We start from the raw sequence: 16,131 nt of genomic DNA on the forward strand, positions 1-16,131 counted from the left end.
AGAAAAGAACTCTATATTAAGTATAAATATAGAGTTCTTTTCTTGTAGTTATTGTACTCTTAAAAGCATATCATTTAGTTTTTGTAAATCATTAAATGGTTGGCTACAGCTATTGTTTTGACACACATAATAAGTAGTCTTATTATTCTTTAATTTATAATCCTTTAAAAAATCTATCTTGGCATTTTCTTCATTGTATTTCTTTACTAAAAAAGTTGCATTTGGTATAAAATTTTTACTTATTAATTCTTTAAATCCAATCAAATCAGAGTCTTCTTTTAAAATACATATAATTTCTTTGGTAGGATAAAGTTCATACATCAATGAAAGCATATAGAAACTATACCCAGTTGGAGAATTTTTTACATTATCTACATATAGTTTTAATTGTTTATATGATAGTTCTTCAAGTTTATTATCACCAGTAGTCTTTGCAAGTCTTATAAGATTGTATAATTGAACAGAATTTCCTGATGGAATAGCACCATCATACAAATCTTTTGGTCTTGCTATTAAATTTTCACTATCCTTACCATATATATAGAATCCACTTTTTTCATAATCCCAGAAAAGATCAATACAGCTTTCATTTAAATTCAACGCCTTTTCTAAATATCTCATGTCAAATGTTGAATCATAAAGCTCTATATATGCCCATATTAAAAAAGCATAATCATCTAAATAAGCTAAATAAGCAGAACTTCCTTCTCTATATCTAGCTAACAATCTACCTGACTCATTTACAAGATTGTCATTTATAAAATCAAGGCATTTATTTGAATACTCTAAGTACACATCATTTTTTAGTGTATTATAAGCCTTTGCCAAAGCTACTATCATCAATGCATTCCATGAAGTAAGTATCTTATCATCTTTATGCAAAGATGTTCTTTCTTTTCTATATTCAAATACCTTTTTACTAAGATTAGCTATTTTTTCATTATATCTATCATATTCTTTGTTTTTTATAAGATTTGGGATATTTTTACCCTCAAAATTTCCACCATTAGTTATATCAAAATAATCATTAAAAAACTTTCCATCTTCTTCACCCAGTACATCAATTATTTCAAGAGGATTAAATGTATAAAATTTTCCTTCTTCACCTTCACTATCAGCATCCTGTGCTGAATAAAAACCCCCTTCTTTATCTTGCATCTCTTTAATTACATAATCTATAGTCTTTATAGCAATTTCTTTATATAATTCTCTTTTTGTTATTTTATATGCATCTAAATACGCTATTGTAAGCATGGCATTGTCATATAACATTTTCTCAAAATGAGGTGCTAACCATTTTTTATCAGTTGAATATCTTGAAAAACCAAATCCAATATGGTCAAACAAACCTCCTCTATACATTCCATCTAAAGTTTTTTCCACCATTTTTAATACATCTTCATCTTTTTCTATACTATAGTATTTCATCAAAAACATAAGGTTTTGAGGACTTGGAAATTTAGGTGCATTTCCAAAACCACCATACTTTTCATCATAGATAGCCTTAAATATCCTAACAGATGACTTTAACATCTCTTTTGATAACTCGCCATCTGTATTTTTCACTCCAAAATCATCTTTAAGAGCTTCTATTATTTCATCTCCAGATTTTATAAGTATATCTTTGTTTGTATTCCATTTATCAGATACACTTTCTAATAAATCTATAACACCAGGTCTATTATATCTTGAATACTTTGGGAAATATGTTCCTGCAAAAAAAGGTTTCTTATCTGGTGTCATTATTATAGTCATTGGCCATCCGCCACTGCCTGTCATAGCTTGACAAACTGTCATATATACACTATCTATATCAGGTCTTTCTTCTTTATCTACTTTTATTGCTATAAAGTTTTTGTTCATTATTTCAGCAACTTCTTTATCTTCAAAAGATTCTTTTTCCATAACATGACACCAATGACATGTTGAATACCCTACACTTAAAAATATTGGTTTATCTTCTTCTTTTGCTTTTCTAAAAGCTTCATCATTCCAACTATACCAATTTATAGGATTGTACGCATGCTGTAAAAGATATGGAGATTTTTCATTTATTAGATTATTAGGTTTTTTATTATTTTCCACAATACCACCTCATTATTGTTTTATTATATGTTTTGCAATAAAAAAATAGATATACACTTATATTAAGTGTATACCCATCTTAACTACATATATTTAGATTTTTATCTACTTAATTCTTCTAGGCAAATAATTTTTTATATATTTACTAAAACAAAACAACATGAAAAATATCAAATTATTTTTTTAAAGGTTTTTCAAAAGAAGGAGGATTAATATCTATTTTAGTATCATGATTTGGTCCTGGAGTTGATAAGTCAAAATATAACTTTGAATCTTCTGTAACCCCAAAATCTCTGTTTGAACCTGTATCTTTGACTTTATTTAAAGCATCTCTAAATAAAGCATTATGTGCTTCTTCTCTGTTAAGTAAAAAATCTATTGTTTCTTTTACATGTTTATCATCAATCTGTCTATATAAGTGTTCATAAACTACCTTGGCTCTTTGTTCTGAAGCTATATTTGAAAGTAAATCAGCTACTAAATCACCTGTAACTGTAACATAATCAGCAGTCCATGGAGCTCCTGATGAGTTTATTAATACTGGTGATAATCCAGTTAATACATGAGTCTCTATTTCACCTGTATCAACTGCATTATAATCAACATCATGACCATTTAATAAATTTATAGTTTGAGCAACCATTTCCATATGACTAAGCTCTTCTGCTGCTATATCAAGAAATAAATCTTTTATTTGAGGGTCTTTTATTCTAAAACTTTGAGCCAAATATTGCATTGCTGCCTTTAATTCTCCATTTCCTCCTCCTAATTGTTCTTGCATCAAAACAGCATATTGAGGATTTGGTCTTTCTACTTTTACTTCTTTTAATAACGCTTTATCATGTTTAAACATATGAATACCTCCGTAAATTATTATTCAAATTTATTATTTGCTTAAAATACAATCTTATTCTAAGTTCTATAATTAAGATTTAATAAATACTTAGTTATACATTGAGTAATTTATTTACAAAGACAAAAAATCTACACCTAAATAAAAAACTGAACATCAATAAAGTTTCAATAAAAAACTTTATCAATATTCAGTATAAATCTTAGTTACATATTAAATTTTCTAATGCATCATTAGGAGCTACAATAGGATAAACATCATAATCCTTATCTATATCACATTGCAAAAACACAGGTTTATTAAAATCTATCATATCTAAAACTTTCTCTAACCCTTCCATATCAGATACCTTATATCCATCAATATTATAGGCATTTACAAGCTTAACATAGTCTACATTTTCATCAATATCAGTTTGAGAGTATCTTTGATTAGAAAATAATTTCTGCCATTGTCTTACCATCCCTAGTGTTCTATTATTAAGCAATAAAATAAGTATAGGTACATTATAGTTTGAAACTGTAGCTAGTTCATTACAATTCATTCTAAAACTTCCATCACCAGTAACCAAAACTACATTTTTATCTACATTACCAACTTTAGTTCCTATAGCTGCACCTAAACCAAAGCCCATTGTTCCTAGTCCTGCTGATGTTATAAAGCTTTTATTACCTTTAAAATCCCAGTATTTAGCAGCCCACATTTGATGCTGACCAACATCAGTTACCACTACAGTAGGATTATCTAATTTTTCATACTTCTCATTTATTTTTCTAAGTATATTTTGTGGATGAAATTCACCTTCTTGTACACCCTCACTCTTTCTAAAAGTCTTTATTTCTTCTTTCCAGTGACTATTATTCTTACTATCCACTTTCTCTAGTAGTAAGCTAAGAATAAATTTCACATCTCCAACTAGAGATACATTTGATTTTATGTTTTTACTTATTTCAGATGGGTCTATGTCTATGTGTATTACTTTTGCATTTTTAGCAAATTCAGAACTTTTACTTATTACTCTATCACTAAATCTTGCACCTATAGCTATAACCAAATCTGAATTAGAAAGAGCTAAATTACTTTCTCTACTTCCATGCATTCCAACCATACCAAGAGATAACTCATTTTTTCTATCTATATTACCAAGTCCCATAAGTGTATTTAATACAGGTGTATCTATTTTGGATGCAAATCTTTCAAGAATTTCCTCACTATCTGAAGACTTAACACCTCCACCAGCATATATTATAGGTCTTTTAGAATCTTTTATTATATCTATTGCATCACTTAAAAGTTTAATATTTATTTCATCCTCTAAATCAAAATCATTCTTATAATCCATATAATCATCTATTTGGCATGAATCATAATCCTCATCGTTAAAATCCATTTCTGCCAAAAATAAATCCTTTGGTACATCTACAAGTACAGGCCCTTTTCTTCCTGAATTTGCAACCTTAAAAGCTTCCTTTATTGTAGGAATCAATTCTTTGGTACTTCTAACTAGATAATTATGTTTTGTCATAGACAAGGTCGCTCCTGTTATATCAATTTCTTGAAAAGAATCTTTACCTAATAAACTTGTTGGTACTTGCCCTGAAATCACAACCATAGGAGACGAATCCATAAAAGCTGTTGCTATTCCAGTTATAGCATTTGTTGCCCCTGGACCAGATGTTGTAAAGCAAACCCCCACTGTGTTAGTACTTCTTGCATACCCATCTGATGCATGAACTAAACCTTGTTCATGAGATGTCCTTATATGTTTGAAATCATCTTGATAATCATATAGAGCATCATAAAGAGGTATCACTGCTCCACCAGGATATCCAAATACTGTGTCAACTCCCTCTTTCTTCAAGCATTCTAAAATTACTTTTGCTCCATTCATACGCACTACCATGCACCACTCTTTCCCTCAAACTAATCCATTTAATATATTTATTTTAAGAATGACATCATACTTCTTAGATTTCTTCCAACTTCTGCTATTTCTGTAGCATATTCTGCTTCTCTAGTTTTAAGGAAGTTTTCACGACCTTCTTCATTCTCTTTAATCCATGCCTTCGCAAATTTTCCATTTTGTATATCTTCTAAAACTTCTTGCATACCTTGCTTTGCTACATCAGTTATTACTCTTTTACCAGATACATAATCTCCATATTCTGCTGTATCACTTATGCTATATCTCATTCTTTCAAATCCACCTTCATATATAAGGTCAACTATTAGTTTCATTTCATGTAGACATTCAAAATATGCTACTTCTTTTTGATATCCTGCATCTACAAGTGTTTTATATCCTAATTTTATAAGTTCACTTATTCCACCACAAAGTACTGACTGTTCTCCAAATAAATCTGTTTCTGTTTCTTCTTTAAAAGTAGTTTCTAAAACTCCTGCTCTTGTTGCTCCAATACCTTTTGCATATGCTAAAACTGTCTCTGTAGCTTTTTTAGTGTAGTCCTGATATACCGCAAATAGTGCAGGAACTCCACTTCCTTTTGTAAATACATTTCTAACTAGGTGACCAGGTCCTTTAGGAGCTACCATTACAACATCAACAAATTCTGGTGGTTGTACTTGGTTATAATGTATATTGAATCCATGTGCAAATGCTAATGTCTGACCTTCTTTTAAGTTATCCCTTACACTCTCTTCATAAACTTTCTTTTGCTTTTCATCTGGCATTAGTAACATTGTCAAATCACTTTCTCTTGTCGCTTCTGCTACACTTTTAACTTCAAATCCATCTTCTCTTGCTTTTTGTGCTGATTTACTTCCATCATAAAGTCCTACTACTACATCTACACCATTATCTCTAAGATTTTGTGCATGTGCATGTCCTTGGCTCCCATAACCTAAAACTGCAACCTTTTTATTTTTTAAAACCTCTAAATTTACATCATTTTCATAATACATCTTTGCCATCTTTATTTCCTCCCAATACTTTCTCTCATTTTTATGATATTTATTTTTATTAGAAATTTATACTCATTATCATTGATTTTATGCTACTTAACAGATTATATTTCTAAATTTAAATGATTTCAAAATTATATTTTTAGAATTTTCAGTTTTTATAAATTGCGGAAAACTAATAAATTCAATGATATTTGTATTTTCATTCTAAGATTTTTCTAATTTAATATTTATCTTTAGTTTTTCATTTTAACATAAATAGATTTATCATTAGCTTCTATTTTTATAAAACACATTTAATTAATGTCTTACTTTCTCAACAGTTATTTCTCTTATATCATGTAGCTTCTTCATATGATTTAAAACACAATCTAGAGATGTTTTTTCTTCATTTACTATTAGTTTTATTCCTGAATTATTCATGTTATCTACAGTCATACTTATTGATTGTATATCAACTTCTCTCCTTCTAAGAGTCATAGCCACTCTTAAAAAAGAATCTATCCCTTGGTTTAATTTAGCATATACAGTATTTTCCATAAAAATTCCTCCTTATTTTTATTATTTTTTATTAATTTTATATGGATTGAACTTTTTATATTGCTTAAAATAAAAAAACTTTCATCTTTATAAGCAATATAAATATTACTTATAAGGACGAAAGTTATATTCCGCGGTACCACCTTATTTGTAGATATAAAAATACATCTACCCCTCTTTTTTCAGGTCGGGTAATTGATTACCTTAACCTTAGCCATGTAACGTTGGCAGACGTTTGTACTTACTAAAAATATTCAGTACAAAAGCTCCAGAGTGATAATTATACTACTGTTAACACCAATTCTCAGCAACATTGGTTCTCTGTGGATAACACCATTAGCATCATTGTCTCTGTCATCGCTTTTAATTTTTTTAATTTTATATTTTCTATCTGTTTTGTTGTTAATATAGATTATATTCTCTATCTTTTATAATGTCAACGACTTTTTTTAAAATTTTCAGATTATTTATTTTTTTCACAATAATATGTTTTCTATATTCTAAATACAACTTTTGGAATAAGCGTTTTCATATTATTATTTTATATCCATTTATTTTTAGCCAATTTTCTTTTTCTCTATAATCTGGCATAATAGATTTTACCAAATCATAAAATTTTTTAGAATGATTCATATGTATTAAATGACTAAATTCATGTATTATTATATAATCAATTACATCTAATCTTGCCATAGATATTTTTGAATTTATATAAATATTTTTTTGAGATGTGCAACTTCCCCATCTCTTTTTTTGCTCTTTTACCTTAACACTTTTTGGAATCAATTGCTTCATTATTTCACAAGTTGATTTAAGAAAATCTATTCTCTCTAAAACTATTCTTTGGCTTTCTATTTTATACCATTCCTTCAAAGATGTTCTAATGAAGTCTTTACTGGTATCATTTGTTTGAATAATTATTTGAGATTCATCAAGATTTATTGTACAGTTACTTTTTGAGACACAATCATCTAACATTTCTTTTATAACTAAATAGTATTCTTTACCTAAATAAAGAAATTTCTCGCCATTTATAAACATTCTTTGTCTGTATGATTCTTCTCTGTTCTTATATTTTTCAGACTTTTTAAGTATCCAGTCTCCCTTTTCAATTATTATGTCTTTTATTATTTTTTTAGAGATTTTAGGAGGACTTGTTACAATTATTTTACCAAATGAGTCTATTTTTATAGAAATATTTTTTCTATCTTTATATAACAAAATCACCTTTATCTCATTACCTCTAAAAGTTACATTTAAAATGTCAGTGTCTTTACTTACTGTATTCATCAGTTTCTTTTTTCCTTATTTGCTCTACAATTTATAAGTTCAGCAGCTATACATACAGCTATTTCAGCTGGTGTCTGAGCATCCAATTTTATACCTATTGGAGCATGAACTTTTTCAAGTTCTTCCTTTTTGAAACCTTTTTTCATAAGTTTTTCATATGTTAGCCCAATCTTGGTTCTACTTCCAATCATACCAATATACCCAGAATTTCTTTTAAGAGCCCATTCTAAAGCACTTGAATCATATAAGTGCCCCCTTGTTAAAATAATTATATAACTATTTTCATCAATTGAAAAATCTGGTATATCTTCAAAAGAATCTAAAACTACTACTTCTGAATCTGGAAATCTTTCAGAGTTGGCAAATTCTTCTCTATCATCTATTACTACTGTTCTAAATTCTAAAAGGGATAATATTACAGCCACATTTCTTGAGATATGACCTGCCCCAAATATATACGCTTTACTTGTATTCTCTTTTAAACTTCTATTAAATCTTTCTATATTACTCTCTAATTCACTGTCAATAAAATCTATTTGTATCTCTCCATTGCCACCACATATCATTCCAAGTTTTGCTACATCAGATTTATTTAAAGTAAATTTATACAACATTGATTTTCTATCTCTTATGACATTAAGTGCATGTTTTATACATGTAGCTTCTACACTTCCTCCACCTACTGAACCAAATATTTTACCATCATTTTTTACAATCATCATGGCTCCAGTTTCACGTGGTGTTGAACCTGAGTGAGAGGTTATAGTAGCAAATGCAAAATCCTCCTTATTTTCTATTAACTGTATAGCTTGTTCATATATATTCATATAATTCTCCTTACCAAGTCTATCTAAAAATCTTCTATATATCTATCTTAGGTTTTTTATCACCTTATTTGGCATTACAAACTCCACTGCTCCCATATAACCAGGTGCTACTTCATATTCATCAAAACTAATTACAAGGTTTCCACTTTTATTAATATAAAAATCTTGATACTTATTTATAGATTCGAAATCCTTTACTGGTGAATCTTTTCCTTGGTCAATAAAATAGGATTTTGTATTATCCTTTTTAATCTGATTTCTCATCTGCTCTTTTATATTATCACTTATAGCTCTTATATATCTACTATCTTTAAAAAATATTGGCAAATTTAATAGTATTTCTCTATTTTTATCAATAGTATAGTGCTTTTTAGTTACAGTTGAAGAAGCTTCTATCTCTTCTTTTTTCATTTCTATGGATAAAAAGTCCTTAGAATTGTTTTTAACATTATAACTTGCATTTAAATATCTATGACCTTTATTATTTTCTTTTTTCATTTCATTTTTAAATTGATTGTAAAGTTTTTTCCCATCTTGCAAAAACTCATTATTTAATTTATTCTCTAAATCTTTATCTTTTAAACCCTCTATTTTGGGAATACTAATTTTCACTTCATAATTACCTTGCTTAAAATTGAGATTCTTAGCATTTACAACCTTTATTGTATTATTGTTTAGAGTCTCATTAGAAGAACTTGCAAATATAGGTTTTATATTTACTAATGATATTAATAAACATATTGAAACTATAGCAATTTTAAATATAGATTTTTTAAGTTTTTTACATGTATTCATGTTGACCTCCTTAATGTATTTATATATAAACTACTATTCAATTTACAAATCTTTTATTACTTTATATGGTATTACAAATTCTACTGCTCCCATATAACCAGGTGCTACTTCATATTCATCAAAACTGATTACAAGATTTCCATCTTTATTAATATAAAAATCTTGATATTTGTTGATAGTTTTAAAATCTTCAGCAGATAAATCTTTTTCTTGGTCTATAAAATATGATTTTGTATTGTCCTTTTTCATCTTCTCTCTCATCTGTTCTTTTATATTGTCACTAATAACTTTTATATATTTATCATCCTTAAAAAGCATAGGTAAAGTCAAAACTATTTGTCTTTTCTTATCAACATTATAATGTATTTTACTAACATAAGATGATGCTTCTATCTCATTTTTTGTCATTTCTATTGAGAGGAAATCTTTAGAATTATTTTTAACACTATAACTCAAACTTAAAGACTTATGTCCTTTATTCTTTGATAATTCTATCTTTTCCATTCTCTGTTGAAATTCATCATAAAGCCTTTTTCCATCTTCCATAAAGCTACTGTTTAAACGCTTTTCTAAGTTTTTATCTTTTAAACCTTGTATCTTAGGAATATCAATCTTAGCTTCATAATTTTCACTCTTTAAGCTATAATTTTTTATAGTTATTACTTCTACTATTCCTCCAATTATAGGTATCTTAGAGAAATTATCTGCAAATACAGGACTTATATTTACTAATACTGTAAACATACAAGCAAAAGCTATTGCAACTTTAAATCTTAATCTATTTACTTTCTTATTTTTCTCATAATATATATTTTCTATTTTCTCATGATTTATTATAGTATCTAGTTTCTTTGGTATTGGAATTTTATGATACTCCTCTTTTAACTTATCTAACCTTTCTTTGCTCGTCATTCTTTTTATCCCTACTCTTCAATTTTTAATTTTAGTTTTTTTAAAGCAGTATATAGCCTAGTTTTAACAGTATTCACATTTTCATCCAATATTATTGCCACTTCTTCAATCTTTAAATCTTCAAAAAATCTTAATATTATAATAGATTTATACTCAATAGGTAATTCTTCTAAAGCTCTTTTTAAATCTAAATCAGTATATTTATCACATTCTCCAGTTTCATCTATATGGTCAATATCTGTCATGTTATTATATTTACGGTTTTTCCTAATAAAATCTATACTAGTTCTAACTAAAATTTTATAAAACCATGTCTTTATATAATTTACTTCTTTAATATTTTCCACTGAATATAGAGCCTTATACATGGCTTCTTGAACCACATCTAAGGCATCTTCTTCATTCTTTGTATAACTATATGCAATTCTATAAAAAGAGTCTTTATTATCGATAATGTATTTCTCAACCTTCGTTCTCTTTAAACTCTTAAACATTCCTGTAAAATCTCCCTCCGATTACAGGCTAGGATTGAGTCTTTAGAGATTCTATCTGTCTATTTTTGCATCTTCATTCAATTTCTTTATATGCTCAATATACTTTTCATTTAAAATAGATTCTCTTATTAAACTCTGACACTCATTAAAACTTTTTTGTCTTTCTCTTTTATCAGTAACTTTGACTATATGATATCCATAACTAGTTTCAAATACATTTGAAACTTCATTTTTCTTTAATTTGAACACTTCTTTTGTAAACTCAGCATTTTTATCTTCTTTTGTGAAATATCCTAGCTGTCCTCCGTTTTTTCCAGTTGCTTTGTCATCTGAATATTTTTTAGCCAATTCTTCAAAACTTTCTCCATTTTTGATTTTAGTTAATATGTTATCTGCCTTTTTCTTTAAAGCTTCTTTCTTATCTTTGCTTACTTCCTTTTTGTTTTTATCTAAAGTTGATATAAGTATCTGAGAAGCATTTACTTCTTCTACATTAAAATCTTTTTTATGTTTCGTATAATAGGATTCCATATCCACATCACTTACATTTATTCTATCTTCAAAGGCTTTCTTATTTTTATCTATGGCTAAATCTTTAGATATTTCTTGTTTTAAGTATGCTTTATCAACACCTGCTTTGTCCATTTTTTCTTTGTAACTCGTATTCAAATTCATATTATCTTCTAGTTCTTGATACTTTGAGTCTACTTCGCTTTTAGTTGGAGTTAATCCTTTATCCTTAGCCTCTTGATATAAAAGTTCATTATCCACCATAAACGATATTATAACATTTTCTAATTTATTTCTACCTTTTTTATCCAAAGTTTTTTCCAATTCATCTAAAGATTGCCCATTTATATAACTATTAGTAGCAGATAAAACTGCTTTTGTTTTTTGATATTGCTCTTTTGTAATTTCCACATCATTTACTTTTGCCAAACTTTTGTTGCAACCAACCATCATTAAAGATAGTATTCCGACCATTCCTATATAAAGTTTTTTATTCAATATATCTACACCTCACTCATTTTTATTCTCAATTTCTAAAATATCAATTAATGCTCTTATATTTTAACTACTCTAAATTACGCAACCAATAATTTTTTGGTATCTGATTTTGATCCACTGCTGCAAATTCATAACCTTCATCTGATAAGAATTTTAAAACTGAATCTAAAGCTTCTGCACTTTGTTTTTTCTCATGCATTAAAACTACAAGTTGGTCTTTATCCTCACCTTTTCTATTCTTAACATGATTTTTCACATTTTGTAAGATTTGAGCAGAATTAGATCTCCAGTCCTCTGTATCCAAATCCCAGTCCCAAATCTTGTATCCAGCATCAACTAAAGCTTGATAAGAAGCTTGTGGTGTATATGGTTTACTTCCATAAGGTATTCTTATTACTTTTGAATGTTTACCAGTTATTTTGTAAAAAGTTTGGTCATTTGTATCAAATTCCTCTTTTGCTGATGTACTAGTAACATAAAGCTTATGAATATCATGTGATACACTATGGAAACCTCCTGTGTTCCCACTTTTAATTATATTTTTAACTTGTTGTGGATATTCCTTCATATTGCCATCTATCATAAAAAAAGTTGCTTTAACATTATATTTATTTAGAGTTTTTATCATCTGGTCGGTAAATTTAGATGGACCATCATCTATAGTTATGTATGCTACTTTTCCAGAACTCTTACTTGGCCCTTTGCTAATTTCCGTTGTTGTATTAGATACTATATCTGTAATAGTAGAACTTGACAATTTTGTATTTCTACTAATTTCGTCTTCTTTAACATTTAAAGAGCTAACTCGTATACCAACTATTATAAAAGCTAGACATACTACAATAGCACTTAAAAGTACATATAATTTCTTTCTATTTATTTTTTTCTTTTTATTTCTCATCGTTCGACCTCCAATATTGCTATATTTTTACATTTATATTTTTGTAGTATTTTATACCCAAAATTTACACTACATATATATAGACGTTGAACTTCGACAAAAAGTTTTGCTTAATTTTTAAAATTTGTTATTTTGATGATTATTATGCTGTATAATTTATGTATAATTGTATAGAATGTTGAAAATTGAGTATTATATAGTGTTTTTTACAATTAATTCTAGTTAAAATGTCATTTCTAATTTTTAAAATTTATAAATTGTTTTTTATAAATTAGAAATATTAAACAAGAAATAAGTACTAAAACAATGATATTGCACATTTTTCATGTATACATTATGTATTTATGTTAACTAATATTTTTATCAAATAAAAATTACTAACTTTATTCATAAATCATTATATTAATTAGGTAATTTTTTCTTATTAACACAATATTATGTTATTTATAATAGAAAGATTTAATTTTCAAAATGTTATATATATCTTCTACTATACAGATATACTTTAATTTGATTATTTTAAAAAAATACTTATAAACAAAATACATCAGAATAAACAATTATTTAGATTTTCAATTTTATTTCCAAAAAATCAAAAATAAAATCCCAATCTATCTATAAATAGATTGGGATTTTATTTTTAACATAATTATAAAGTATTTATAAGCTACTTAGATTCTCTTTTTGTCCCTCTAGTCATATAAGCATACACTGGTAAGCCTATAGCTGTTATTATAAGGCCTCCTATAGATATCATAGTAGTTTTCATACCTGCAAAACATAATTGATTAACTACAACAAATATACCACTTGCTATAGCTATTATTGGAACTATTGGATATAATGGCACTTTATACTCTCTTGGCATATCTGGATGAGTTTTTCTAAGTTTCATTACTCCTATAAATGTTAATACATAAAATATCCAAGTCGCAAATACTGCTAAATCAGTTAATAAGTTAAATTGACCTGATAAAGCATATATAGATGCAATAACAGATACTAATGTTATAGCATTTGCTGGAACTTGAGCAGAATTTAATTTAGAAAAAGTACCATACTTTGGTAAAGTCTTATCTGTAGCTAAAGTATATGCAACTCTTGAACCAGTTAATAAGAATCCATTTAATGCTCCGAATACTGAAATTAATATACCTACAGATATTATTTTCCCACCAATTGAACCAAATATAACTTCAGCAACTGCTGATGCAGGAGAAGCATAATTTGCTAATTCATTAGCTGGTAATACCCAAAGGTATGCTAAGTTTATTATAAAGTAAACAGCCATAACGACTGATAATCCACCTATTATAGCTTTTGGAAGGTCTTTTCCAGGATTTTTCATTTCTCCAGCTAAAGTACCAACATTCATCCAACCATCAAATGCAAATAGTATAGCAATTAAAACCTGACCTAATACACTACCTAGACTTAATCCCTCACCAACCATAGGTGTAAGTATTGGATTATCTCCACCACCTTTAATAAATCCAACAATCATTATCAAAATAAGTGGTATTAATTTACATATTGTAGAAACTGTCTGTATAGCTCCTCCAGTTTTTGAACCAAGCATATTCAATCCTGCAACTATTACTATAATTCCAATAGCTATTGGAAGTAATAATGATGGGCTACCAATTAAAGCTGAAGCTTGCTCTCCAAATATAACACCCAACGCAGCCATCATACCAGGATAGAATAGTACAATTTGCATCCATCCAGTTAAAAATCCTAATTTCTCTCCATAAATTTCTTTTATATATACCATCATTCCACCAGTTTTTGGTATCGCTACTGATACCTCTGCAGCTGTAAGACCAGCTGTTATAGTTATGATTCCAGCTATTAACCATGCTAATATACCAAGACCTGGAGCTCCTCCAGTCAATGTATAAACTGCTTGTGGTTTAAAGAATACACCAGCTCCTATAACGGAACCAACAACAGTAGATAATGCTGCTGACACGCCAAGTGTCTTTTTTAGTTCGTTACTTCCCATTTTCTTCCTCCTACTTAAACTTATTTAATTTCATAGTTATATAAGCATATATTATGCCAATATTATAGAAAAATAGTTTTTATTATTTATTAAAATAAAATAATCTCTACTAAACGTTTGTAATCTTTTACTTTTATGATAGCTTAAAGCTTTAAAAAAATTATAAAAATTAAAAATCCAAATCTAATAATATTTCTTAAAAGTACATGTATTTTTTATATTGTATAATATACATTGTATATTTATAACAAGTAAAATAGATTATACTTATTAAGTTGAAATCGTTTTAAATTTCTTGCAATAAAATTTCACCATTTCTCAAAAACATTTTATTTGTATTTCTGTAATTTCCTATTTTATATGTCTTTTATAAATAGTATGACTTTTACTTGTTTTATAGTCTATTTTATAATAATAAATAATTTGACAATTTATTATAACCCAACTTAAACCAGAAATCAAAACTAATATTTTATTTTTTAATAAAAAAATGAAATATTAGTTTTGAAAACGTTTTTTAATTGTTTATATTTAACTCTATTTTTTTATAAAACCACTATTTTTATTACTATTTTTTAATATAAAATTTATTTTCATATTATTTCACTTAAATATAATTAGATGATTTTATTTTTTCTAAAATAAGTAATGAAATATAATTATTTTATTAAGAAATTATATATATAATAAATTGCACCAAGAAATTTACAGACTATTCTACAAATTAAAAATAAAGAATAAGAAAATATACCGCTTTTTATAAAAAGCGGTATATTTTCTTATTCTTTATCAATCTATCTTATTTTATTTTCTTCTGTTAAGTAACTCTTTCTTTATTTCATCAATTTTAACGTCCTTTTCTATCATTAAGACTAATGTATGATATACTAAATCGCTAATTTCATAAATAAGTTCACTCTTATCTGTATTCTTTGACGCTATAATTACCTCACTACTTTCTTCACCAACTTTTTTAAGAATTTTATCTATACCTTTATCAAAAAGATAATTAGTATATGAGCCTTCAATAGGATTATTTTTTCTTTCATTTATTAAATCATATAGTTCTTTCAATATACTTTTTTCTACTTCAAATCCCATTTTATCAGTATCATCAAACAAATCTCTATAAAAACAAGAATAGTTTCCTGTATGACAAGCTACACCAGTTTGCTCAACTAAAAGTAATATAGTATCTACATCACAATCATAAGACATCTTAACAACTTTCTGAGTATTTCCAGACATCTCACCTTTAATCCAAAGTTCTTGTCTACTTCTGCTAAAATAACAAGCTACTTTATCTTTTAATGTTTTCTTTATAGCCTCCTCATTCATATATGCCAACATTAGCACATCTTTACTCACTACATCTTGAGCAACAACAGGAACTAGACCCTTATCATCAAATTTTACACCTTTTATAAAGTCTTCTGTTTCCTCACTGTATACATTGCTACATTTATTTTCCATCTTTTCAACCCCCTATTAGATATCTT

The 16,131-nt window shown here is 27.3% G+C and carries 14 protein-coding genes and 1 other annotated feature; all 14 genes read right to left on the reverse strand.

What is annotated here, in order from left to right; all coding sequences use genetic code 11:
* Positions 1–48: 48 nt before the first annotated feature.
* On the reverse strand, positions 49–2,085 hold the full coding sequence (locus Q3223_RS16640; RefSeq protein ID WP_219673498.1) for a thioredoxin domain-containing protein: 2,037 nt from the start codon (positions 2,083–2,085) through the stop codon (positions 49–51).
* 175 nt (positions 2,086–2,260) lie between these two features.
* A complete protein-coding gene (locus Q3223_RS16645) occupies positions 2,261–2,938 on the reverse strand; it encodes a manganese catalase family protein (protein WP_054270052.1) in 678 nt (225 codons plus the stop codon).
* A 202-nt stretch (positions 2,939–3,140) separates the two neighbouring features.
* Entirely contained in the window at positions 3,141–4,829 is a 1,689-nt protein-coding gene (gene ilvB, locus Q3223_RS16650; RefSeq protein ID WP_167640881.1) for a biosynthetic-type acetolactate synthase large subunit, read from the reverse strand.
* A 50-nt stretch (positions 4,830–4,879) separates the two neighbouring features.
* Positions 4,880–5,926, reverse strand: a complete 1,047-nt coding sequence (gene ilvC, locus Q3223_RS16655) for a ketol-acid reductoisomerase (RefSeq protein ID WP_407812235.1) — start codon at positions 5,924–5,926, stop codon at positions 4,880–4,882.
* 234 nt (positions 5,927–6,160) lie between these two features.
* Positions 6,161–6,400 carry an ACT domain-containing protein gene (locus tag Q3223_RS16660; protein WP_021384344.1) on the reverse strand — a complete coding sequence of 80 codons (240 nt, stop codon included), beginning with the start codon at positions 6,398–6,400 and terminating at the stop codon, positions 6,161–6,163.
* A gap of 110 nt (positions 6,401–6,510) precedes the next feature.
* Positions 6,511–6,767 (reverse strand) — a binding site (T-box leader).
* 161 nt (positions 6,768–6,928) lie between these two features.
* The gene (locus Q3223_RS16665) at positions 6,929–7,690 is read right to left on the reverse strand and encodes a M48 family metallopeptidase (RefSeq protein WP_407812224.1); all 762 of its coding nucleotides are present in this window, start codon (positions 7,688–7,690) and stop codon (positions 6,929–6,931) included.
* On the reverse strand, positions 7,690–8,517 hold the full coding sequence (locus tag Q3223_RS16670) for an XdhC family protein (protein WP_407812225.1): 828 nt from the start codon (positions 8,515–8,517) through the stop codon (positions 7,690–7,692). The genes Q3223_RS16665 and Q3223_RS16670 overlap by 1 nt, the downstream gene beginning before the upstream one ends.
* Before the next feature lie 42 nt (positions 8,518–8,559).
* On the reverse strand, positions 8,560–9,312 hold the full coding sequence (locus Q3223_RS16675; protein ID WP_243193042.1) for a DUF3298 and DUF4163 domain-containing protein: 753 nt from the start codon (positions 9,310–9,312) through the stop codon (positions 8,560–8,562).
* Between the two features lie 42 nt (positions 9,313–9,354).
* Positions 9,355–10,224, reverse strand: a complete 870-nt coding sequence (locus Q3223_RS16680; RefSeq protein WP_243193044.1) for an anti-sigma-V factor rsiV — start codon at positions 10,222–10,224, stop codon at positions 9,355–9,357.
* Between the two features lie 11 nt (positions 10,225–10,235).
* A complete protein-coding gene (locus tag Q3223_RS16685; protein ID WP_021384362.1) occupies positions 10,236–10,718 on the reverse strand; it encodes an RNA polymerase sigma factor in 483 nt (160 codons plus the stop codon).
* Between the two features lie 51 nt (positions 10,719–10,769).
* On the reverse strand, positions 10,770–11,726 hold the full coding sequence (locus tag Q3223_RS16690; RefSeq protein WP_054270046.1) for a peptidylprolyl isomerase: 957 nt from the start codon (positions 11,724–11,726) through the stop codon (positions 10,770–10,772).
* 67 nt (positions 11,727–11,793) lie between these two features.
* Positions 11,794–12,627, reverse strand: coding sequence for a polysaccharide deacetylase family protein (locus Q3223_RS16695; RefSeq protein ID WP_054270045.1), 834 nt, complete (start codon positions 12,625–12,627; stop codon positions 11,794–11,796).
* 667 nt (positions 12,628–13,294) lie between these two features.
* On the reverse strand, positions 13,295–14,632 hold the full coding sequence (locus Q3223_RS16700) for an APC family permease (RefSeq protein WP_074179012.1): 1,338 nt from the start codon (positions 14,630–14,632) through the stop codon (positions 13,295–13,297).
* 804 nt (positions 14,633–15,436) lie between these two features.
* A complete protein-coding gene (gene hisIE, locus Q3223_RS16705; protein WP_284181859.1) occupies positions 15,437–16,105 on the reverse strand; it encodes a bifunctional phosphoribosyl-AMP cyclohydrolase/phosphoribosyl-ATP diphosphatase HisIE in 669 nt (222 codons plus the stop codon).
* Positions 16,106–16,131: the final 26 nt, after the last annotated feature.

This window comes from Clostridioides sp. GD02367, from assembly GCF_045900275.1.
GTDB lineage: Bacteria > Bacillota > Clostridia > Peptostreptococcales > Peptostreptococcaceae > Clostridioides > Clostridioides difficile_A.